Origin of the sequence: Aminobacter ciceronei (assembly GCF_014138625.1) — a bacterium.
GTDB lineage: Bacteria > Pseudomonadota > Alphaproteobacteria > Rhizobiales > Rhizobiaceae > Aminobacter > Aminobacter ciceronei.
This window is the reverse complement of record NZ_JACJHY010000001.1, coordinates 365,093-386,375: the sequence shown is the minus strand read 5'-3', so window position 1 is coordinate 386,375 and position 21,283 is coordinate 365,093. Positions and strand designations below refer to the sequence as shown.

Sequence of the window (21,283 nt, the reverse complement as noted above, 5' to 3'; positions counted from 1 at the left end):
GCCAGTGACCTTCCAAGATACGTCCCACGCGGAATTCGCCGCGTGCAGCATACCGAACTGAGAGACTGAAATGTTCCGCTGGTTTGAAAACAGACTGAATCCGTTCCCGGTGGAGGAACCGGTCGAGCCGCCGAAGACGCTGGTCGCCTTCTGCCTGCACTACACCAAGGGTGCCTGGCTCTACATCATTATCGCCGCCGTGCTGACGTCGCTGATCGCGCTTGCGGAAGTGTGGATGTTCGGCTTTCTCGGCAACATCGTCGACTGGCTGTCGGCCCAGAACCGCGAGACCTTCCTTCAGAACGAAGGCTGGAAGCTCGCCGGCATGGCCTTCATCGTCATGGTCGTGCTGCCGGGCATGGTGGTGCTGCAGTCGCTGGTCAACCAGCAGACGCTGATGGGCAACTATCCCATGCGCATCCGCTGGCAGGTGCACCGCTACCTGCTCAAGCAATCGATGAGCTTCTACCAGGACGAATTCGCCGGCCGCATCGCCACCAAGCTGATGCAGACCGCACTCGCCGTGCGCGAATGCGTGGTCAAGCTGATCGACGTGCTCAACTACGTCATTGTCTATTTCATCGGCGTGCTGATCATCGTCGGCTCGGCCGACCTGCGCCTTGCCGCCCCCCTGATCGTGTGGCTCGTCTGCTACGTGCTGTTGCTGCGCTACTTCGTGCCGCGTCTCGGCAAGCTGGCTGAAGAGCAGGCCGACGCGCGCTCGACAATGACCGGCCGCGTCGTCGACAGCTACACCAACATCCAGACCGTCAAGCTGTTCTCGCATTCACGCCGCGAGGCGACCTTCGCCAGGGAAGGCATGTCGCTGTTCATGGATACGGTCTACCGTTCGATGCGCCTGGTGACCTCGCTCTACGGCGTGCTCTATTTGCTCAACTCGACGCTGCTTCTGTCGGTTGGCATCCTGTCGATCTCGCTGTGGCTCAACGGCGCCGTTTCCATCGGCGCGGTCGCGGTCGTACTTGGCCTGGTGCTGCGCCTTTGGGGCATGTCGCAATGGATCATGTGGGAGGTCTCCGGCCTGTTCGAGAGCATCGGCACCGTCCAGGATGGCATCACTTCGATCGCCATGCCGCGCCTGGTCGAAGACAAGTCCGAGGCAAAGGAGATCGTCGTCGACAAGGGCGGCATTGCCTTCGACAATGTGCGTTTTCACTACGGCAAGAAGAAGGGTGTCATCGAGGATCTCACGCTCAACGTTCGTCCTGGCGAGAAGGTCGGCATCGTCGGCCGCTCGGGTGCCGGCAAGTCGACGCTGGTTAACCTGCTGCTGCGCTTCTACGACATCGAAGGCGGCCGCATCCTGATCGATGGGCAGGACATTTCGGCCGTCCAGCAGGACAGCCTGCGCGCCCGCATCGGCATGGTGACGCAGGACACCTCGCTGCTGCACCGCTCGGTCGCCGACAACATACTCTACGGCCGTCCCGACGCCACCGAAGAGATGATGATCGAGGCGGCGCGGCGCGCCGAAGCACTCGACTTCGTCGCCACTCTTGCCGATCCCAAGGGCCGCAAGGGTTTCGCGGCGCATGTCGGCGAGCGCGGCGTCAAGCTGTCGGGTGGCCAGCGTCAGCGCATCGCAATCGCCCGTGTCATGCTCAAGGACGCGCCGATCCTGATCCTCGACGAGGCGACGTCGGCGCTCGACTCCGAGGTCGAGGCGGCGATCCAGGAAAACCTCTATCGACTGATGGAAGGCAAGACCGTCATCGCCATCGCCCATCGGCTGTCCACCATCGCCGCGATGGACCGCCTGGTGGTCATGGACAAAGGCCGCATCGTCGAACAGGGCAGCCATGACGAACTGGTCGCCAAGGGCGGCATCTACGCCGCCCTCTGGCAACGCCAATCCGGCGGCTTCCTGCTCGACGACGTTGTGGATGCGGCGGCTAACGACGGCGAGGCCAAGAGCCAGGCAGCAGAGTAGTGTGGATCGATATCGAGGCCTTCCGCCGGTGCGGAAGGCCTCTTTCATTTCGGATGGCGGGGCCAGCCCTCCTCATTTTGTGAACATGCCGCCCAAGATTCGCCTGGCTTGGCGGCACGTTTCTCCTGCCAAGTCACGGTTGCCTCAATGGTCGGTTTGGGCCGAAAATAGTGAGTCGTTGCAGCCGGATAGCCCAGAGAGCTGATGAACAGAATCTACAAATGGTTCGAAAGCTGGGTCTATCCCTTCCGGGAACCTAGGAATCTCAGGCCGCCGGCGACAGTCTGGGGCTTCCTCTGGCATTATGTCGGTCAGGCGAAATTTGCCTTCTTCGCCATGCTGGTCGTCGGCGGCATCGCCCCCCTTGTCGAGGCCGGGCTGTTCTATTTCGTCGGCCGCCTCGTCGATATCCTCGACGGCTTGCCCGCCGATCGTAGCTGGGCGGCACTGTGGGATGTCGCGGGGCCCGAAGTGCTGTTCATGGCGCTCGTCGTGCTGGTCATCCGCACGTTCGTCGTCGGCTTGTCTGCGCTCGTCGACGAACAGACGATCACGCCTGGCTTCTACAACCTCGTACGCTGGCAGGCGCATCGCCATGTTTCGCGCCAGTCCTATTCCTTCTTCCAGAACGACTTTGCCGGCCGCATCGCGACAAAGGTCTGGCAGGCTGGGCAGGCGACCGGCGACCTGATGGAAAGCTTCATAGAGGTTGTCTGGTTCATGCTGGTCTACACCGTCACCACGCTTGCGGTGGTCGCCGGCCTCGACTGGCGGCTCGCGGCACTTGTCGTCGTGTGGATCGTCGCCTTCGGCTTCCTCGCCAACCATTACCTGCCGTCGATCCGCAAGCATGCAGAGGCGACCGCCGAGGCCGGCTCGATGATCAACGGCCGTATCGTCGACAGCTATTCCAACGTGCAGACGCTGAAGCTGTTCGCTGCCGACGGCGACGACCGCTACATCCGCTCCGGCTTCGACATCTATCTCGATGCGCTGCGGCCGTTCACCCGCAGGCTCACCGGTGTGCGCCTGGCGCTGACGGCACTGTCGGGCGTCATGATTACGGCCATCGCCTGGTATTCGATCCATCTCTGGATCGAGGGCGCGATCACTGTCGGCGCCGTCGCCTTCACGCTCAGCCTCGTGTTGCGCCTTAACATGCTGCTTGGCCGGCTGATGATGCAGCTCAACGGAATCCTCAGGAATCTCGGTGTGCTTGAAAACTCCAAGGCGCTGATCAGCCAGCCGCTTGGCCTTGTCGACAGGCCCGATGCCGGAGAGCTGGCGGTCAAGGGCGGCGAAATCCGCGCCGACAAGGTGGTCTTCCACTATGGCAAGGGGGGCGGCGTGCTCGACGGCATCGAGCTTGTCGTCAAGCCGGGCGAGAAGGTCGGCATCGTCGGCCCGTCGGGCGCCGGCAAGACCACGCTCGCCAATCTCATCCTGCGCCTCTACGATCTTGAGGGCGGGCGCATCCTCATCGACGGCCAGGACATTTCAACCGTCACGCAGAATTCGCTGCGCGGCCAGATCGGCGTCGTCAGCCAGGACACGGCGCTGTTCCACCGTTCACTGCGCGACAACATCAAGCTCGGCAAACCCGATGCATCGGACGACGAGGTCGTTGCCGCCGCACGCAAGGCCGAGGCGCACGACTTCATCCAGACGCTCGCCGACAATCGTGGCCGCCAAGGCTACGATGCCTTCGTCGGCGAACGCGGTGTCAAGCTGTCGGGCGGCCAGCGCCAGCGCGTGGCGATCGCCCGCGTTTTCCTCAAGGATGCGCCGATCCTCATCCTCGACGAGGCGACCTCGGCGCTCGACAGCGACATCGAGGCGGCGATCCAGGAAAACCTGCATGCGCTGATGCAGAACAAGACGGTGCTCGCCATCGCTCACCGCCTGTCGACAATCGCAGCCCTCGACCGGCTGGTCGTGCTCGACAAGGGCGGCATCGCCGAGCAGGGCACCCATGACGAACTGCTCGCACTCGACGGCCTCTACGCTCGCCTGTGGAAACGCCAGTCCGGCGGCTTCCTGTTCAACGAGGATGGCGTGCTCGACGAATCGAGGCCGGCGTGATGGTTACTGTCGTGCAAGGCACCCCCCTTTGGCCTGCCGGCGATCTCCCGCGCAAGGGGGAAGATCGTGCCTTCATCCGCGCGACGGCGACGTGCCTGATCTCCACCGGTGCCTCGCGCCAATATTTGCGACAGGCCTCGCACCGACCTCGGCATAGTGCCTCATGCCAACCTCGGCTGAGCATCTGGTGCCAATCTGCGCGAAGCGTCTCGCGCCACCCCGTGCTGGGCACTTCCCGCCAGCCCGCGCGGAGCACGCCATGACCCCCGACCCCCTCCGCGAAAAACTCTGGCGCCGCCTCGAAGGCGCGATCGACCCGTTCCAGGACACCGACCGCGAAGTCCTGCCGGAGAGCGCCTGGGCCTTCATCCTCTACTTCGCCCGCCAGGCAAAGGGTCCGTTCACGCTGCTCCTGGTCAGCGGCTTTTTGGCCGGCGCCATCGACGCCGCCCTCTACTGGTCGGTCGGCTGGCTCATCGACCTGCTCGACGCCACCACCCCGCAGCGCCTGTTCGCCGACCACTGGCCCGAGCTTGCCGGATTGCTCGTTCTGATCCTTGTGGTCCGCGCCGTCATCATCATCGGCTCGGCGATCGTCGAACAGCAGGTCGTCGTCCCCGGCTTCTTCTCCATGGTGCGCTGGCAGGCGTTCCGGCGTGTCATCGAACAGCCCTATGACTTCTACCAGAACGATTTCGCCGGCCGCATCGCCACCAAGATCCTGCAGGGCGGCGAGGCCGTCGGCGACTTCATCGTCAACGTGCTGCAGACGATGTGGGCCTTCCTCACCTTCGTGTTGTTGTCCTTGACCATCCTTGTCTCGCTCGACCCGCTGATGGGGGCGGTGGTGCTTGCCTGGTTCCTCGGCTACGCCGCGATCGTCTATTTCCTTCTGCCCGAGATGCGCCGGGCCGGCCGTGCCACCGCCGACCAGCGCTCGATCTTCAATGGCCGCCTTGTCGATGCCTTCACCAACATCATGGCGGTCAAGCTGTTCGACAGCGGCCGGCGCGAGCATGTCTATGTCCGCGACGGGCTCGAAAGCTATCTCGGCGCAGTATTCAGGCTGACCCGCTCGATCACGACCGTGCGTTCGGCGGTGGCGCTGATCAACGGCGTGATGATGACGGCGGTGGCTGCCATCTGCATAGTCAGCTGGTCGCGTGGCGACATCTCCACCGGCGCCATCGCCGCAGCCCTCGGCCTCGTTTTCCGGCTCAACCAGATGTCGGGCTGGATGATGTTCAACATCAACGGGCTCGTCCGCAACTACGCCACCATCCAGGACGCCACCCGCACCATCTCAGTGCGGCCGGCGATCCGCGATGCTGAAAATGCCGCTGTCCTGCCCCGCGCTTCCGGCGACATCCTGTTCGACAACGTCTCCTTCCACTACGGCAAGGGCAGTGGCGTGATCGAAAACCTCAATCTGCACATCCGGCCGGGCGAGCGCGTGGCGCTCGTCGGTCCTTCAGGTGCCGGCAAGACCACCATCGTCAACCTCGCGCTGCGCCTGTTCGACGTCGAGCAGGGCCGCATCATGGTCGATGGTCGCGACATTCGCGACATCACCCAGGCCTCGCTGCGCGCCCAGTTCGGCGTCGTCAGCCAGGATGCGATGCTGATGCACCGCTCGATCTCTGACAACATCGGTTATGGCAGGGCAGGGGCGTCGCAGGCCGAGATCGTCGATGCCGCCCGTCGCGCCGCAGCCCACGACTTCATCGTCGACGTCGCCGATCCACGCGGCCGCCGCGGCTACGATGCCCATGTCGGCGAGCGCGGCGTCAAGCTGTCGGGCGGCCAGCGCCAGCGTGTGGCGATCGCCCGTATGATGCTCAAGGACGCGCCGATCCTTATCCTCGACGAGGCGACCTCGGCGCTCGACTCCGAGGTCGAGGCGGCGATCCAGGACAATCTTGACCGGCTGATGGAAGGCAAGACCGTCATCGCCATCGCCCACCGGCTGTCGACCATTGCCGCCCTCGACCGGCTGATCGTGCTCGACGAGGGCCGCATCGTCGAGGAGGGCAGCCACGACGCGCTGATCGCCAAGGGCGGGCTTTACGCGCAATTGTGGAAGCGCCAGTCCGGCGGTTTTCTGGCCGACCGGCTTGCCGCGGAGTAGGATCGCGCCATGTCCTCCGTCCGCCCGCCCTCCATTCTGTCCAACCGTTCCGAACAGACGCTTAACGTTCTCGAATACGAGTTCCTCGCCGAAAAGGCGGCAGCCCTTGGCCGCGCCGGAGAGCGGGTCGGCGAAGCCCTGGCCAAGCTCTATGCGCATGAGGGCGACGCCGAGCAGCGCCGTGTGCTCGTCAAGGCTGCGGCGGACGCGGTCTATGCCTATTTCATCCAGCGCGAGCTGTGCGGCCTGCGCAAGCATGACGATGCCATCCGCGACTATGCGATCCCGCGCGAGGTGCTGGTGCGACTCGGCGCGAGTTGAGCTTTGGCGATGCTTTGCAAGTGCAGGCGCAGCCAGTCGTCGCCGACCTCAAACCGCGCGCATGTCAGGGACTGCTGAACAACCCGCAAACCCGCTGCGGCGAGCGCTTTGGCAGGGGTTTTCCACTGCTTTGCATCGCCCCCGCGACAATCTGCCCATGTGCCGTATGCCGTCTGGACAAAAAGGGCCTTCACGCATAAACCGAAGTCCAAATGCCGGAGGAATTCGCTAGCCTGGTTGCCATGCGCTGTCGGGCTTGCATCGTTGAGCGGGGACAATTGCTCAGCCTCTGGTTGGAATTGAGGCAAAAGGATCAGTCCCGTGAGCGCAACCGATACGAGCGAGCCAAATCGCCGCGATTTTCTCTATGTCGCTACCGGCATGGCCGGTGCAGTCGGCGCTGCCGCCGTGGCTTGGCCCTTCATCGACCAGATGCGCCCGGACGCTTCGACGCTCGCCGCTTCGTCGGTCGAGGTTGACGTTTCGTCGCTCACGCCAGGCATGTCGCTGACCGTCAAGTGGCGCGGCAAACCTGTCTTCATCCGCAACCGCACCCCCGAAGAGATCAAGGCGGCGCAGGAAGTGCCGATGGCCGACCTCAAGGATCCGGTCGCGCGCAACGCCAACATTTCGAGCGACGCCCAGGCGACCGACATCGATCGCACCGCCGGCGAAGGCAAGGAAAACTGGCTGGTCATGGTCGGCGTCTGCACCCATCTGGGCTGCGTGCCGCTCGGCCAGCAGGGCGATTTCGGTGGCTGGTTCTGCCCGTGCCACGGCTCCCACTACGACACGGCGGGCCGCATCCGCAAAGGACCGGCGCCGGAAAACCTTCACATACCGAATTTCCAGTTTCTTTCCAACACGACGATCCGGATAGGCTGAGGCAGGGGGACATAATTCCATGAGCGGTGGACACTCGACCTATTCGCCCAAAACCGGCATCGGCCGCTGGATCGACGCACGCATGCCGCTGCCGCGGCTGGTGCACGACTCGTTCGTTTCCTACCCGGTTCCGCGCAACCTGAACTACGCCTATACCTTCGGCGGCATCCTCTCGATCATGCTGGTGGCGCAGATCCTCACCGGCGTCGTGCTGGCCATGCATTATGCCAACGACACGACGCTCGCCTTCCAGTCGGTCGAAAAGATCATGCGCGACGTCAACTCCGGTTGGCTGCTGCGCTATATGCACTCGAACGGTGCGTCGTTCTTCTTCATCGCCGTCTACATCCACATCATGCGCGGTCTCTACTACGGCTCCTACAAGGCGCCGCGTGAGCTGCTGTGGATTCTCGGCTGCATCATCTACCTCCTGATGATGGCGACGGGCTTCATGGGCTACGTTCTGCCCTGGGGTCAGATGTCCTTCTGGGGCGCCACCGTCATCACCGGCTTCTTCACCGCCATTCCTTTGGTCGGCGAATGGGTCCAGCAGCTGCTGCTCGGCGGCTTCGCCGTCGACAATCCGACGCTGAACCGCTTCTTTGCACTGCACTACCTGCTGCCGTTCATGATCGCCGGCGTTGTGGTGCTGCACGTCTGGGCCCTGCATGTTACCGGCCAGACCAATCCGACCGGCATTGAAGTGAAATCGAAGACCGACACCGTCGCCTTCACGCCCTATGCGACCATCAAGGATGGTTTCGCGATGGTCGTGTTCCTGGCCGTGTTCGCCTACTTCATCTTCTACATCCCGAACTTCCTCGGTCACCCCGACAACTACATCCAGGCCGACTCGCTGAAGACGCCTGCGCACATCGTTCCGGAATGGTACTATCTGCCGTTCTACGCGATCCTGCGCGCCGTCACCTTCAACATCGGGCCGATCGACTCCAAGCTCGGTGGCGTGCTCGCCATGTTCGGCTCGATCGCCGTGCTGTTCGTCGTGCCGTGGCTCGACACCTCGAAGGTCCGTTCGGCCGTCTACCGTCCGTGGTACAAGCTGTTCTTCTGGCTCTTCGTCATCAACGCGATCTTCCTCGGCTGGCTCGGTTCGCGCCCCGCTGAAGGTGCCTATGTGATCATGTCGCAGCTGGCCACGCTCTACTACTTCGCATTCTTCCTGGTCATCATGCCGGTTCTTGGCCTGATCGAGCCCCCGCGCCGCTTGCCCAACTCGATCACCGAAGCGGTGCTCGAGAAGAACAAGGGCGGCTCGGCTCATCCGGCCGGTGCAAACGCTGCGCCCGAAACCCGCGGCTGAACCAACGAGAATCTGAAAGGGATTTTGGAATGAAAAAGATTCTCAACGGTCTGGCGGCCATCGGCTTCCTTCTCGCCGGCACCGCAGGCGCGGCGGTCGCTGCCGAGGAAGCGAACCACGCTGCCGAGCCGACGCACTTCCCGATCCACAAGCCGAAGGAAATGGACTGGACCTTCGCCGGACCGTTCGGCACCTTCGACAAAGGCCAGCTGCAGCGCGGCCTCAAGATCTACAAGGAAGTGTGCTCGGCCTGTCACTCGATGAACCTGGTGGCGTTCCGCACGCTCGAGGACCTCGGCTACTCCGAAGCGCAGGTCAAGGCGTTCGCCGCCGAGTATGAAGTGCAGGACGGTCCGAACGGCGAAGGCGAGATGTTCACCCGCAAGGCGCTGCCCGGCGATCACTTCCCGTCGCCCTTCCCGAACACGGCCGCCGCTGCCGCCGCCAATGGTGGTGCTGCTCCGCCCGACTTCTCGCTGATCGCCAAGGCGCGCGGCGTCGAACGCGGCTTCCCGACCTTCGTCTTCGACATCTTCACGATGTACGCGTCGAACGGCCCCGACTACATCCACGCGCTGCTTACCGGCTATGACGAACAGCCGCCGGCCGGAATGGAAATCGCCGAGGGTACGCACTACAATCCGTTCTTCATCGCCGGCAAGTCGCTGGCTATGGCCAAACCGCTTTCGGACGGCCAGGTGACTTACGAGGATGGTTCGCCCGAGACCGTCGAGCAGTATTCGCGCGACGTCGCTGCCTTCCTGATGTGGGCTGCCGAGCCGCATCTCGAGGCACGCAAGCAGACCGGCTTCGCGGTCATGATCTTTCTGGTGCTGTTCGCTGGCCTGGTCTACGCCACCAAGCGCAGGGTCTGGGCCAACGTCGCCCACTAAGCCGCACCGCAGACTCATAGTGAAGGGCGCTCACAAGGCGCCCTTTTCTTTTGCCTTCCAAACCGTCACAACTTCCGCTGCATCTCCGGTGCCGAACCGGGACGATGCGCGAACCATAGCGCCAGGGCGTTGATTGCGGGGAGGCCCCCGCGGCGCCGCCGGCAACGGAGCCCCCGCCGATGAATACCTCGCTCGAACAGACGCTGCTCGGCGCCATCAGGACGATCCCCGACTATCCGCGCCCCGGTGTGATGTTCCGCGACATCACCACGCTGCTCGGCAATGCACGCGCCTTCCGCCGTACCATCGACGAGCTCGTTCATCCCCATGCCGGCGCCAAGATCGACCAGGTCGCTGGAATCGAAGCACGCGGCTTCATCCTCGGCGGCGCCATCGCCCACCAGATGTCTGCCGGCTTCGTGCCGATCCGCAAGAAGGGCAAGCTGCCGCACGAGACCGTGCGCATCGCCTACAGCCTCGAATACGGTCTCGACGAGATGGAGATGCACAAGGACGCGGTCAAGGCAGGCGAGAAGGTCATCCTCGTCGACGACCTCATTGCCACCGGCGGCACTGCCGAAGCGGCCGTCAAGCTGTTGCGCCAGATCGGCGCCGACATCGTTGCCGCCTGCTTCATCGTCGACTTGCCCGAGCTCGGCGGCCGCAAGAAGCTCGAAGCACTCGGCGTCGACGTCCGTACGCTGATTTCGTTCGACGGGCATTGAGCGCCACTGCTCCTTGAGGCGTTGTATCGACGCCTCTGCACTTTTCCAATTTAGTTGCTGCACATTTTGCCTCGCCGCGAACCCTGAGGCCGCTTGCGCCGGCTCTACCGCATATCGTCTTGACGGCATGCGGAGCCTGACGCTTTCGTTGCAGTTCATAGCGGTGCCGTCTGGGCCGCCAGCGGCTGAAACAATCGAAACACTCCCGCGCCGGTTCAGAAAAACAGCTGAAATCGACGCGGCGTAGGACTGGACGTGCCGCGAGTGCGGCAGGTTCAAACCGGCCAAGCGCGCCCTCCATTGCCCGAACCCAAGATCGCGGCAGAGGCGCGAGCGCGTCTTGTTCCCCAACACGAGTGTTCAACAATGCTGAAGTCAACTGCTTCGCACGAGTTTCCCGAGCGGCTGCGCGCGCGCCTCATCGGCCAGGATGATCCCGGCTATGAGGCGGCGCGCAGCCTCTACAACGCCATGATCGAGAAAAGGCCGCGCTGGATCGTGCCCTGCGCCAACGTCGGCGACGTGGTTGCGGCGGTCAATCATGCCCGCGACCGGCAACTGCTCGTCGCCATTCGCGGCGGCGGCCACAATGGCCCGGGCCTGGGCAGCTGCGACGGCGGCATGGTCATCGACATGTCGCCGATGAAGCGCATCGATATCGATCCGATCAGCCGCATCGTCCGTGTCGAGGCCGGCTGCACCCAAGGCGATGTCGACCGGGCGACCAGCGCGCACGGGCTGGCGGTGCCGGCCGGCATCGTCTCCAGCACCGGCATCGCCGGGCTGACGCTTGGCGGCGGCACCGGCTATCTCACTCGCAAGCATGGCCTGACCATCGACAACCTGCTCGCGGCCGAGGTCGTTCTGGCCGATGGCAGCGTCGTCACCGCAAATGCCCAAGAGCATCCAGAGCTGTTCTGGGCGCTACGCGGCGGCGGCGGCAATTTCGGTGTCGTCACCCGCTTCACCTTCCAGGCCCATCCGGCCAAGGACGTCTATGCCGGGCCGATCTTCTACGACATCGCCCATGCTGCCGAGATCATGCGATGGTACCGCGACTTCCTTCCGGGGGCGCCACGCGAGCTCGGCATGTTCTTCGGCATGAAGACCGTACCTTCTTGCGATCCGTTCCCGCGCGAGATCTGGGGGCGGCGCATCTGCGCGCTGATCAGCTGCTACAACGGAACCGAGGCGGATGGCATCAGGGCGATGCAGCCGATGCGCGAAGCCCTCCCCGAGCCGCTGATGGATGGCATGATGACGATAGGCTTCGCCGACCTGCAGGGGCTGTTCGACCCGCTGCTGCCCAAGGGGCTGCACTGGTACTGGAAGGGCGACTATGTCGACGAGCTGTCGGATGCGGCCATCGCCGCCCATGTCGCGCATGGCTCGAAGAGCCCGAGCGAGCTGTCGCTGATGCATCTCTACCCCATCGACGGCGCCGTCCACGACGTGGCCCCCGATGCCACCGCCTGGGGCGCACGGCGTGCCCGCTGGTCGATGGTCATCGCCGGCATCGACCCCGACCCGGCGAAAGGGGCCGAGCTGAAGCACTGGGCCAGCGCCTACTGGGCCGCGGTGCACAAGCACAACCCACATGGCGGCGCCTACATCAACTTCATGATGGATGACGAGGGCGAAGAACGCGTCCGCGCCGCCTTTGGCGACAACTACCAGCGCCTCGTCGCCGTCAAGCGCCGCTACGACCCGGCAAACCTGTTCCGGGTCAACCACAACATCCGGCCATAAGCTGGCGCCTGCGACGAACATGCTGCCATCCGTGGGAAACTTCTCCACGGGTGGCGGATTCTTTATGCGGCGCGCTCCCGATTCCAGTCGCCAGCGTCGTGATCCCTCGCACTCCCCTCTGGCCTGCCGGCCATCTCCCCCACAAGAAGGAAGATTAGTCGCGTCGCAGGCGGCGCCCTTTCTGAGAGGTTGCAAGGGGGGAGCAGCTGTGTCGGTGACTAGGCGAGGCGTCTATGAAGGCCTGATCTCCCTCCTTGTGGGGGAGATGGCCGGCAGGCCAGAGGGGTGCGAAGCATCGAGAGGTGGAAGGTTGGCTTCGTACGGCACCCTCCGAGGCAAGGGAGATTGGGGGCAGATCATAACTGAGAGATCCTGGCTCTGCCCTTCATCCGGCCCTTCGGGACCACCCTCTCCCCGTAGACGGGGCGAGGGGAATGTCCAGCGTTACTCCACCTTCACCAGGACGGCGCTGTCGAACTCGATGACCTTGTCGCCCGTGCTGTCGAAACCCTCCGAGTGCAACGTCATCATCCTCCAGCCGGGGCGGGTGGCGAGCGGACGGTGGTCGATGCCGCGGCGGGTGAAAGTCACCGTTTCGCCGGCGAAGACCGGCTTCAGCCATTTCAGGTTCTTGAAGCCGGGCGAGGGGCCGAATTCGGGCTTTGGTCCGGGCCCGTCCCAGGCGCGGCCGCGATGGGCGAGGTTGAGCTTCATCCACGCCGCCGTGGTGTGCCAGCCTGAGGCGCAGAGGCTGCCGAAGACGCTTGCCTTTGCTGCCTCCTCGTCGGTGTGAAACGGCTGGGGATCGTATTTGCGGGCAAAGTCCTTGATCGCCTCGGCGCTGAAATGATGGCTGCCAAGCGTGATGGTGACACCGATACCGAGATACTCGTCGAGGGTCATTGTGCTGTCTCGCGGGTCAGGAACATGCAGGTGTTGACCAGCTCGAAGACCGGCTCACCCTTCTGGTTGGCCAGTTCGGCGCGCCAGCTGACGAAGCCGAGCCCAGGCTTCGACTTCGACAGGCGGCTCGACAGGATGGTCAGTTTGCCGGAAAGCAAGTCGCCTGCAAGCACCGGCTTCTTCCACTTCGCGTAGTCGATGCCGGGCGCGCCCTGCGAGGTCGAGTTCAGCAGCAGCGCGTCGCACAGCATGCGCATGAACATCGAGCAGGTGTGCCAGCCCGAGGCCGCCAGCCCGCCGAGAATGCTCGCCTTGCCGGCTTCCTCGTCGAGGTGGAAGAGCTGGGCGTCGAACTCCGAGGCAAACTCGATGATCTCCTCGGCGACGACGGTCTTGCTGCCGAGGTCGATGATCACGCCCTCCGCGAGGTCCTCATAGGCCCATGTCTTGCTGCTGCGCATCGGCAATCCTGTTCAAGCTTGTACGATAACCTTGGACCGGCCTCGCGGGGCGCGCAAGGCCGGCTGCAGGGCAATCATTGGCTCAGAGCCAGCCGCGGCGGCGGAACCACCAGAACGGCAGCACGGCCGAAATGACCATCAGGCCGATTGCCATGGGATAGCCGAGCATCCAGCGCAGCTCCGGCATCAGGTCGAAGTTCATGCCGTAGATCGAGGCGACAAGCGTCGGAGGCAGGAACACCACGGCCGCCACCGAGACGATCTTGATGATGCCGTTCTGCTCGATGTTGATCATGCCGAGCGTGGCATCAAGCAGGAAGGTGATCTTTTGCGACAGGAACGAGGCGTGGTCGGTCAGCGACAGCACGTCGCGCGACAGCGTCTTGACCCGTGCCTTGGCGTCCTTGCCGTTCTTGCCCTGGGCCAGCGCGTTGGCGAGGAAGCCGGACAGGCGTTGCAGCGAGGTCAGGCTGTCGCGGATGTTCGACGTAAGAGACTCTTTGCGGCCGAGGGTCTTGAGGACCTGCTGAAAGTCGCGGTCCCGCTTCGAGGCCTTGGTCGCCGTCGGGTTGAAGATGTCTTTCGACAGCAGCTCGATGTCGCGCGACACCCGTTCCAGCACGTCGGCGAGGCGATCGACGATCGCCTCCAGCAGCCCGACGAGGATGGTCTCGCCCGACGTGCAGCCGATTGCCGCCTTCTCGGCGCGCACAGGGAATGACAGGAACGCCTTCGGCTCGTGATAGCGGATGGTGACCAGCAGGTTGCGGCGCAGGACGAAGGTGACCGGCGACATCACCGGGTCGTCGCTGTCGGCCTGCGACGGCAGCGTCGCCGTCATGAAGTAGGCGCCGTCCTCGACATAGAGCCGGGACGAGATCTCGATCTCCTCCATCTCCTCGCGCGTCGGAACGCCGACGCCAAGCCACTGCTCGACTTCGGCCTCTTCTTCTCGGGTCGGGTTGAGCAGGTCGGCCCAGACAATGCTGTCTTTCGCGGCCGCAATGGAGTCTGCAAGGCGCAGACGATCGTTTTCCACGACGAATGCCTTGATCATCGCCGGTCTCCCACATTTGGAGCTGATATCATGCCCGGTCGCGGGCGGGGTTAAAGGATTGTGCCGGCGGGGGCACGAAAGGGCCGGGCCAGCGCCTAGGCGCGATAGACCCGCGCGGCTGCGACGTCAAGTTGCAAATCGGTAAGGTGCGGCGGGCATGCGGGCGCCGCGACCGAGGTGGCTGGGGCGCAGTCCTCCATGGTAATCAAGGAGATCGTCGCCGTCCCGCCAAGCTCAGAAGAACTCGTCGAGCAGTTGGTAGTATGCGAGCCGCGCCGGTTCGGCGTCCGGCAGGCCGTAGCGTTCCAGAAACGGCGCCACCCATTGCTGGCCGAGATTGAAGTGGATGCTCCAGCAGAGAATGCCGAGATCCTGGCAGCGGTCGGCGACGCCGAGCCGACTGCAGTCGATGAAGCCGGAGAAGCGGCCGCCATCGGCGATGAAATTGGGCATCGACGCGTCGCCATGGGTGACGACAAGGTCTTCCTTGCCGGCGGGCCGGCGCGCCAGCAGTTGCTCGAACACGACTTCGGCGGGCTGGCCCAGCCATTCGTCGTCGAAGTCCTCGACGTCGACCACGCCCGCTACCATGCGCGTCCGGGCAACCTCGATGCGTGCCGAAAGCCTGTGATCGAAGGGGCAGGAGGCGATGTCGAGTGCATGCAGCCGGCGCAGGGCGTTGGCCATGATGGCGACAGCCTGCTCTGGGGGAACCTCGTGCGAAACGAGGTCTTGTCCGGCGACGGCTGTCATCAGCAGCCAGTGCGTTCCGGCGTGAGTCTCGAAAGCCAAGACCTCAGGGCAGGGGATGTCCTGGCCACCCAGCCAGCGCAGGCGCGCCACCTCGTCGGGCAGTTCGGCGAAGTCGCCTGTCGCCTCGGCCTTGAGGAACAGTGTCGGCTTGCCGGCAGCCGCAAGCTTGAACACGCCGGCATTCGAATGGCCGATGGTCTGCCGGTCCCAGCTGTAACTCGCCAGTGCCTCGCGCAGCAACGCGGGAAGATCCATCTCGACATGTGCGTGCTGTGTCATCCGGCCCCTCAAGAGACAATTGCTGCGCGGGCAGCATCGCCGCCGTGTCGCTTGGGCGCAGATAGGTATTCGCAGCTGAGCCGTCGAGAACAATCCAGTTGATCGTGTCCAACGCTGGTGATGAGGCTGCCTGAAGAGGAGAGAGCCTCGAGCCGGTCCAAGTGCTGGATTTGGCCGAATGACGTCGCCATCCTGGACAAACAAAAAAGGCCGAGATGCCCCCGACCTTTCTCTAGCGTCTCAACATCCAGTGCCAGTACATCCGTGGTCAAAGGTGGAGACGATCTGCAAATCTCCAGGCGACCCTAGTCAGGCTTGGTTAGCAAAAGGTTAACGCTGCAAGGGCGCAGACTGAAAAGCGGGCTTGCAAAGGCCGGGTGATCGGACGGTCTCATTGCCAAAAGAAAAGCCCCGCAATGCGGGCCCGCAATGCGGGGCTTTTCGAAGGCGCATGAGGTGGAGCCAGGCGATCAGGTGTTGAACTTGAACAGCATTACGTCGCCGTCCTGGACGACATATTCCTTGCCTTCGTCGCGTGCCTTGCCGGCTTCCTTGGCAGGGACTTCGCCGCCGAGGGTGACGAAGTCGTTGAAGGCGATGGTCTGGGCGCGGATGAAACCGCGTTCGAAGTCGGTGTGGATGACGCCGGCGGCCTGGGGTGCCTTGGCACCCTTGTGCACGGTCCAGGCGCGCGTCTCCTTCGGACCCACGGTGAAGTAGGTGATGAGGTGCAACAGCTCGTAGCCGGCGCGGATGAGCTTATCGAGGCCCGGCTCGTCGAGCCCCATGTCGGCCAGGAATTCCTGAGCTTCCTCGTCGGGCAGCTGCGCCACCTCGGCCTCGATGGCCGCCGAGATGATGACGACGCCGGCGCCCTGCGCCTCGGCCATCTTCTGGACGGCTGCGGTGTGTTCGTTGCCGGTCGCGGCATCGCTTTCGGCGACGTTGCAGACATAGAGCACCGGGTGCGAAGTCAGAAGGTTCAGGCCCTGCAGGATGGCCAGGTCTTCGGCTGATATGCCCTTGAGCAGCAGGCGCGCCGGCTTGCCGTCCTGGAGCAGCGCCAGCGCCTGCTCCATCATCGGCAGCACGGTTGTCGCTTCCTTGTCCTTGCTGGCGCCGCGCTTGCGGAACTGCACGATACGGCGCTCGAGGCTTTCGAGGTCGGCGAGCATCAGCTCGGTCTCGACCGTCTCGGCGTCGGCGACAGGGTCGATGCGGCCCTCGACATGGGTGATGTCGTCGTCCTCGAAGCAGCGCAGCACATGCACGATGGCGTCGACCTCGCGGATGTTGGCCAGGAACTGGTTGCCCAGGCCTTCACCCTTGGAGGCGCCGCGCACCAGGCCGGCGATGTCGACGAAGGAGATGCGGGTCGGAATGATCTCCTTCGACTTGGCGATGTTGGCCAGCTGCTTGAGGCGCGGGTCCGGCACCGCGACCTCGCCGGTGTTCGGCTCGATGGTGCAGAAGGGGTAATTCGCCGCCTGGGCGGCAGCCGTGCGCGTCAGCGCGTTGAAAAGCGTCGATTTGCCAACGTTGGGCAGGCCGACGATGCCGCATTTGAAACCCATGGTCTTTTGGTCCTATCGGGAAATCGGAATTTGCTCAGGGCTATGGGCGATAGGGCCTAAGATCGTCAAGTCTTTCAGCGTCGCACGCGGTATTGCGCATGCACTGCGCCGTTGGCCAAGGGCTTCGCAAAGGCGAGATCAAGCCAGCGATCTGCCTGTCTGCCGCCGAAAGCCCGTAAGCCTGATCCGAGGATTATGGGGATGGTGCCGATCTCGATTGTGTCGAGCAGGCCGGCATCCATGAACTGGCGGGCCAAATCGCCTCCGCCGAGCAGCCAGATGCGGCCCGTGGCGCCCCGCGCGCGAAGATTGGCAAGCATTTCGGCTGGCGCGCCGACCATGGCTGCTGCGTTCTCGGGCAGATTGTCGAGCGGGCGCGAGGTAGCCACCAGGCAAGGGTATTTGGCGTAGGTCCACTCCGGTTCACGGCGGACGATATCATAGGTGGCGCGGCCCATGACGATGCCGCTCAGTGACGCCATGAAGCCGGAAATGTCGTAATCGTCATCAGGTGGAAAGTTGTCGAGCCAGTCGAACGTGCCGTCCTCGCGGGCAATGAAGCCATCAAGCGACATCGCGAACATGTAGATGACGTCGTCAATGCCTGTTGTCGCCATGATCTGCTCCCTGTTGTCAGGGATGGGTTCTATCATTGCGGCTGGTCGTCTTGTGTCAGGGGACTTTCACTGGCCGGGCGAATCCGATGGCCCCTCAGTCCTTGCCGAGCAGCTTCTTCAGCATCACAGCCATGGGGCCGGTCTCTGGAAGCTTGACCACAGGCTGGTTCGGTCGGGCTCGGCTGCAGCTTATCGCGCAGGCACGATGGCGGCGACCATCAAGTCTAACGCTCGCTGGAGGTGCAGTCTATTCCTTGCCGAGCAGCTTCTTCAGCATGGCTGCCATCGGCCCGGTCTCGGGAACCTTGACGGCAGGCTGGTTCGGTCGGGCCTGGCGAATGTGGCTCTGGGCCTTCGGCGCCTGCGGTTTGGCGGCCTTCGGCGGTGGCGCGTCGTTCGTACCAGTCGGCTGAAGCTTGTCGCGTAGCCCGATGGTAACCTTGTTCATGAAGCCGTTGTCATCGCCCTTGGTCAAAAGATCGGCGCTGTCGGCCAGAAGGTCGAGGAGAACATCTAGCCACTCCTTGTCGGCCTTGGCGAAGTCGCCGAGCACGTGGCCGTGGACCATCTCCTTGACGCCAGGATGGCCTATGCCGATGCGGACGCGGCGATAATCCCTGGCGATGTGCTGGTCGATGGAGCGGATGCCGTTGTGGCCGCCGGCGCCGCCGCCAACCTTGACCCTCACCTTGCCGGCAACGAGGTCGAGTTCGTCATAGAAGACGGTGAGATCGGCAGGGGCGAGCTTGTAGAAGCGCATGGCCTCGCCGACCGACTGGCCGGACAGGTTCATGAAGGTCTGAGGCTTGATCAGGACGATCTTCTCGCCGGCGATATTGCCCTCAGCGACCATGCCCTTGAACTTCTTCGTCCAGGGCGAAAACGAATGGCGGCGGGCAATTGCGTCCGCCGCCATGAAGCCGACATTGTGCCGGTTGTTCTGGTATTGCGTACCCGGATTGCCGAGACCTGCAAAGAGCAGCATGTGTCGGGATCTCCGGGTATGCGCCGATTATGCCTCGGAGGCAGCCTCGGTTGCGCCTTCTTCCGACTTCGATGCCGAGGTGCCGGCGATCGTTGCGATGGTGAAGTCGCGGTCGGAGATGACGGGCTTCACGCCCTTCGGCAGTTTGACGGCCGAGATGTGGATCGAATCGCCGATGTCGACGCCGTCGAGATCGACGGTGATGAACTCGGGGATCGCGTTGGCCGGGCAGTGGAACTCGACCTCGTGACGGACGATGTTCAGCGCACCACCGCGCTTGAGGCCTGGCGACTTCTCTTCATTGATGAAGTGAACCGGAACCTGGACGTTGACTTCGGTGTTTGCGCCAACGCGCAGGAAGTCGACATGCATCGGGAAGTCGCGGACCGGATCAAGCTGGTAGTCCTTCGGCAGGACCTTGATCTTCTTGCCGTCGACGTCGATCGTCGCCACGGTCGTCAGGAAGCCGCCGCCATGGATCTTGTAGAAGATGTCCTTGTAGGACAGGGCGATGGCCAGGGGAGGCTGCTTGTCGCCGTAAATGACTGCAGGCACTTTGCCGTTGCGACGAACTTCACGGGCGGACCCCTTACCGACCAGTTCGCGTGCTTCGGCCTTGAGCTCGTATGTTTCGCTCATGGCATTTCCTTTCGGTTGTATGGAGCGCCTACGGCGGGCATGAAGCCTGATCCGTAAACGTCGAAAGCCGCCGGGTGAGGCGGCCTTCCGCCGCGTTGCCTCCAAGGGTGTCTACGCGGGTGGCGGCTCTATATCGGAAGGCGGCAAAAAGTGCAACCGCCGCACCGGTTTTGGGGCTGGCTCGCTGTTGGCGCCGCTGTGGCTGCTCGCACTTATGCTGCCAAGCCTGTATCAGGCCGAGCTCAAGTAACTAAGCCGACAAGTTCATCATGTACGAAATTCTCCCGCTCCAGCTTTCGACTGGTACCATCGTGGTGCTGGTCATTGCCGCCTTCGTTGCCGGTTGCGCGCGCGGCTTCTCGGGTTTTGGCGGAGCGCTGATCTTCGTGCCGGTGGCAAGCGCGCTGATTGGCGCCAAGCTTGCCGTGCCGTTGCTCTTGATCGTCGACCTGGTGCTGACGCCGGGGCTGATCCCCAAGGCGTGGCGCAGCGCTGACCGCGGCAATGTCGGGGTTATGGCGCTGGGGGCGATGATTGGCGTGCCCAGCGGCACTTACCTGCTCACCCATGTCGACGGCGTCATGATCCGCTGGGCGATCGTCGCCATCGTTGCCGGGCTGCTGGCGCTCCTGATGTCGGGCTGGCGCTATCACGGCCGCCCGCATGCCAGCCTGACGGCGGCGGTCGGCATGACCTCGGGGGTGTTTTCGGGCGCTGCCCAGGTCGGCGGGCCACCCGTCGTCGCCTACTGGCTCGGCGGCGCCATCCCGCCGCTGACGGTGCGGGCCAACATCGTGCTCTATTTCGCCATATCGAGTGTGCTGTCGATCACCAGCTACCTCATTGCCGGCCTGCTGACCTGGGAGACGGTTGGGCTGTCGCTGACCATCGGGCCGACCTTCGCAATCGGCCTCTATATCGGCTCGCGCCTGTTCAGTCGCGCCAACGAGGCAACCTTCCGGCGCATCTGCTACGGCCTGATCGCCACCGCCGCGATCATCGGCCTGCCGGCACTCGACGGCGTGCTGAGATGATTGAACCTGTCGACGCTTTCAAATAGACTTCACATATCGGGGGCATGGTGGACTCCCCGTGAGGCCGAAGGGCCCAAGCTCCGCCTTCGCGATGTTGTGCGGAGGAAAGACCATGCCCGGAATGATCTCAGCAATAAAACTGATCCATCTCATCGGTACGGAGAAGTGTCCTTTGATCGTCGACGTGCGTCGCCGCGCCGCGTTTGCTGCCGCGCCGACGCGGATCGCCGGTGCGTTGTGGCGCGACCACATGAAGGTAGGGGAGTGGCTGCCACAGTTTCCGGCGGGGAGGAGCATCGTCGTCTATTGTGCGCATGGCCATAATGTCAGCGAGATCGGGCTGACCAAGCTGCTCGCCGCCGGTGCGGATGCGCTGATGCTGGAAGGTGGCATCGACGCCTGGCTTGCGGCTGGCGGGCCTGTCGTGGCGCGCGAGGCACCAGGCCTCGAGCCGGGGCTGCCATGGCCCAGCGAATGGGTGACGCGGGCCCGGCCGAAGATCGACCGCATCGCCTGTCCATGGCTGATCAGGCGCTTCATCGACCCGCTGGCCATTTTCCACTTCGTCTCGGCCGAATGGGTCAAGGACGTCGCCGACGAGACCGGCGCCATCCCCTTCGACATCAAGGACGTGCATTATTCGCACCGTGGCGACGACTGCAGCTTCGACACACTCATAGCGGAATTCGGCCTGTCGGATCCACCGCTGCTGCATCTCGCCCGCATCGTCAGGGCTGCGGATACGGCGCGGCTTGACATGGAGCCCGAGGCTGCAGGACTTCTCGCCATGTCGCTCGGACTGTCAGCCATCGAAGGCGACGATCATGCCCAGCTCGAAAGAGGCATGACGCTCTATGATGCGCTCTATGGCTGGTGCCGTTACGCCACCCAGGAAACCCACAACTGGCCAGCGAAGGCGGTTTGAC

The 21,283-nt window shown here is 63.6% G+C and carries 19 protein-coding genes; 11 read left to right on the top strand and 8 right to left on the bottom strand.

Features of this window, described 5'->3' with window-relative positions; genetic code table 11:
- The first annotated feature begins 70 nt into the window (after positions 1-70).
- The 9 genes from HNQ95_RS01825 (at position 71) to HNQ95_RS01785 (ending at position 12,055) form a co-directional block, all read left to right on the top strand.
- Positions 71-1,951: an ABC transporter ATP-binding protein gene (locus HNQ95_RS01825; protein ID WP_067959362.1), complete on the top strand. Its 1,881-nt coding sequence runs from the start codon at positions 71-73 to the stop codon at positions 1,949-1,951.
- Positions 1,952-2,155: 204 nt separating this feature from the next.
- Entirely contained in the window at positions 2,156-4,033 is a 1,878-nt protein-coding gene (locus HNQ95_RS01820) for an ABC transporter ATP-binding protein (RefSeq protein ID WP_182573323.1), read from the top strand.
- A 259-nt stretch (positions 4,034-4,292) separates the two neighbouring features.
- Positions 4,293-6,161, top strand: coding sequence for an ABC transporter ATP-binding protein (locus HNQ95_RS01815; protein WP_154384753.1), 1,869 nt, complete (start codon positions 4,293-4,295; stop codon positions 6,159-6,161).
- 9 nt (positions 6,162-6,170) lie between these two features.
- Positions 6,171-6,482 carry a DUF6665 family protein gene (locus HNQ95_RS01810; RefSeq protein ID WP_067959373.1) on the top strand — a complete coding sequence of 104 codons (312 nt, stop codon included), beginning with the start codon at positions 6,171-6,173 and terminating at the stop codon, positions 6,480-6,482.
- A gap of 321 nt (positions 6,483-6,803) precedes the next feature.
- Positions 6,804-7,367 (top strand): ubiquinol-cytochrome c reductase iron-sulfur subunit, encoded by a 564-nt coding sequence (gene petA, locus HNQ95_RS01805; protein ID WP_182573322.1) that lies wholly within the window; start codon positions 6,804-6,806, stop codon positions 7,365-7,367.
- Between the two features lie 19 nt (positions 7,368-7,386).
- The gene (locus HNQ95_RS01800) at positions 7,387-8,688 is read left to right on the top strand and encodes a cytochrome b (protein WP_182573321.1); all 1,302 of its coding nucleotides are present in this window, start codon (positions 7,387-7,389) and stop codon (positions 8,686-8,688) included.
- A 29-nt stretch (positions 8,689-8,717) separates the two neighbouring features.
- Positions 8,718-9,581, top strand: coding sequence for a cytochrome c1 (locus HNQ95_RS01795; RefSeq protein WP_067959383.1), 864 nt, complete (start codon positions 8,718-8,720; stop codon positions 9,579-9,581).
- A 179-nt stretch (positions 9,582-9,760) separates the two neighbouring features.
- Positions 9,761-10,306, top strand: coding sequence for an adenine phosphoribosyltransferase (locus tag HNQ95_RS01790; protein WP_067959386.1), 546 nt, complete (start codon positions 9,761-9,763; stop codon positions 10,304-10,306).
- Between the two features lie 366 nt (positions 10,307-10,672).
- Positions 10,673-12,055, top strand: a complete 1,383-nt coding sequence (locus HNQ95_RS01785; RefSeq protein ID WP_182573320.1) for an FAD-binding oxidoreductase — start codon at positions 10,673-10,675, stop codon at positions 12,053-12,055.
- Between the two features lie 444 nt (positions 12,056-12,499).
- On the opposite strand, the gene HNQ95_RS01780 is transcribed toward HNQ95_RS01785, so the two are convergent.
- The 8 genes from HNQ95_RS01780 to HNQ95_RS01745 form a co-directional block, all read right to left on the bottom strand.
- Entirely contained in the window at positions 12,500-12,958 is a 459-nt protein-coding gene (locus tag HNQ95_RS01780; protein ID WP_067959392.1) for a MaoC family dehydratase, read from the bottom strand.
- On the bottom strand, positions 12,955-13,419 hold the full coding sequence (locus HNQ95_RS01775) for a MaoC family dehydratase (protein ID WP_067959395.1): 465 nt from the start codon (positions 13,417-13,419) through the stop codon (positions 12,955-12,957). The genes HNQ95_RS01780 and HNQ95_RS01775 overlap by 4 nt, the downstream gene beginning before the upstream one ends.
- Positions 13,420-13,501: 82 nt before the next feature.
- Positions 13,502-14,476 carry a magnesium/cobalt transporter CorA gene (corA, locus tag HNQ95_RS01770; RefSeq protein WP_067959398.1) on the bottom strand — a complete coding sequence of 325 codons (975 nt, stop codon included), beginning with the start codon at positions 14,474-14,476 and terminating at the stop codon, positions 13,502-13,504.
- Positions 14,477-14,710: 234 nt separating this feature from the next.
- Positions 14,711-15,508, bottom strand: coding sequence for an APH(3')-II family aminoglycoside O-phosphotransferase (locus HNQ95_RS01765; RefSeq protein WP_157097044.1), 798 nt, complete (start codon positions 15,506-15,508; stop codon positions 14,711-14,713).
- Positions 15,509-15,978: 470 nt separating this feature from the next.
- Complete coding sequence (gene ychF / locus HNQ95_RS01760; RefSeq protein ID WP_067959400.1) at positions 15,979-17,082, bottom strand: redox-regulated ATPase YchF; 1,104 nt, start codon at positions 17,080-17,082, stop codon at positions 15,979-15,981.
- A gap of 74 nt (positions 17,083-17,156) precedes the next feature.
- Positions 17,157-17,735: a dihydrofolate reductase family protein gene (locus HNQ95_RS01755; RefSeq protein WP_246719219.1), complete on the bottom strand. Its 579-nt coding sequence runs from the start codon at positions 17,733-17,735 to the stop codon at positions 17,157-17,159.
- A 211-nt stretch (positions 17,736-17,946) separates the two neighbouring features.
- On the bottom strand, positions 17,947-18,684 hold the full coding sequence (gene pth / locus HNQ95_RS01750; RefSeq protein WP_067959404.1) for an aminoacyl-tRNA hydrolase: 738 nt from the start codon (positions 18,682-18,684) through the stop codon (positions 17,947-17,949).
- 27 nt (positions 18,685-18,711) lie between these two features.
- Entirely contained in the window at positions 18,712-19,323 is a 612-nt protein-coding gene (locus HNQ95_RS01745) for a 50S ribosomal protein L25/general stress protein Ctc (RefSeq protein WP_067959407.1), read from the bottom strand.
- 269 nt (positions 19,324-19,592) lie between these two features.
- On the opposite strand from HNQ95_RS01745, the gene HNQ95_RS01740 reads away from it, so the two are divergent.
- Together HNQ95_RS01740 and HNQ95_RS01735 are read left to right on the top strand one after the other, a co-directional pair.
- Positions 19,593-20,357: a sulfite exporter TauE/SafE family protein gene (locus HNQ95_RS01740; protein WP_067959410.1), complete on the top strand. Its 765-nt coding sequence runs from the start codon at positions 19,593-19,595 to the stop codon at positions 20,355-20,357.
- A gap of 121 nt (positions 20,358-20,478) precedes the next feature.
- Entirely contained in the window at positions 20,479-21,282 is an 804-nt protein-coding gene (locus HNQ95_RS01735; RefSeq protein ID WP_157097205.1) for a chromate resistance protein ChrB domain-containing protein, read from the top strand.
- Position 21,283: the final 1 nt, after the last annotated feature.

Excerpts from the sequence above, each read along its gene's own strand:
- HNQ95_RS01810 (WP_067959373.1), top strand. The coding sequence starts at position 6,171 with ATGTCCTCCGTCCGCCCGCCCTCCATTCTGTCCAACCGTTCCGAACAG.
- pth (WP_067959404.1), bottom strand. The coding sequence starts at position 18,684 with ATGCTGCTCTTTGCAGGTCTCGGCAATCCGGGTACGCAATACCAGAAC.
- HNQ95_RS01775 (WP_067959395.1), bottom strand. The coding sequence starts at position 13,419 with ATGCGCAGCAGCAAGACATGGGCCTATGAGGACCTCGCGGAGGGCGTG.
- ychF (WP_067959400.1), bottom strand. The coding sequence starts at position 17,082 with ATGGGTTTCAAATGCGGCATCGTCGGCCTGCCCAACGTTGGCAAATCG.
- HNQ95_RS01745 (WP_067959407.1), bottom strand. The coding sequence starts at position 19,323 with ATGAGCGAAACATACGAGCTCAAGGCCGAAGCACGCGAACTGGTCGGT.
- HNQ95_RS01820 (WP_182573323.1), top strand. The coding sequence starts at position 2,156 with ATGAACAGAATCTACAAATGGTTCGAAAGCTGGGTCTATCCCTTCCGG.
- HNQ95_RS01740 (WP_067959410.1), top strand. The coding sequence starts at position 19,593 with ATGTACGAAATTCTCCCGCTCCAGCTTTCGACTGGTACCATCGTGGTG.
- corA (WP_067959398.1), bottom strand. The coding sequence starts at position 14,476 with ATGATCAAGGCATTCGTCGTGGAAAACGATCGTCTGCGCCTTGCAGAC.
- HNQ95_RS01785 (WP_182573320.1), top strand. The coding sequence starts at position 10,673 with ATGCTGAAGTCAACTGCTTCGCACGAGTTTCCCGAGCGGCTGCGCGCG.
- HNQ95_RS01765 (WP_157097044.1), bottom strand. The coding sequence starts at position 15,508 with ATGACACAGCACGCACATGTCGAGATGGATCTTCCCGCGTTGCTGCGC.
- HNQ95_RS01755 (WP_246719219.1), bottom strand. The coding sequence starts at position 17,735 with ATGATAGAACCCATCCCTGACAACAGGGAGCAGATCATGGCGACAACA.
- HNQ95_RS01735 (WP_157097205.1), top strand. The coding sequence starts at position 20,479 with ATGATCTCAGCAATAAAACTGATCCATCTCATCGGTACGGAGAAGTGT.
- HNQ95_RS01795 (WP_067959383.1), top strand. The coding sequence starts at position 8,718 with ATGAAAAAGATTCTCAACGGTCTGGCGGCCATCGGCTTCCTTCTCGCC.
- HNQ95_RS01815 (WP_154384753.1), top strand. The coding sequence starts at position 4,293 with ATGACCCCCGACCCCCTCCGCGAAAAACTCTGGCGCCGCCTCGAAGGC.
- HNQ95_RS01780 (WP_067959392.1), bottom strand. The coding sequence starts at position 12,958 with ATGACCCTCGACGAGTATCTCGGTATCGGTGTCACCATCACGCTTGGC.
- HNQ95_RS01790 (WP_067959386.1), top strand. The coding sequence starts at position 9,761 with ATGAATACCTCGCTCGAACAGACGCTGCTCGGCGCCATCAGGACGATC.
- HNQ95_RS01800 (WP_182573321.1), top strand. The coding sequence starts at position 7,387 with ATGAGCGGTGGACACTCGACCTATTCGCCCAAAACCGGCATCGGCCGC.
- HNQ95_RS01825 (WP_067959362.1), top strand. The coding sequence starts at position 71 with ATGTTCCGCTGGTTTGAAAACAGACTGAATCCGTTCCCGGTGGAGGAA.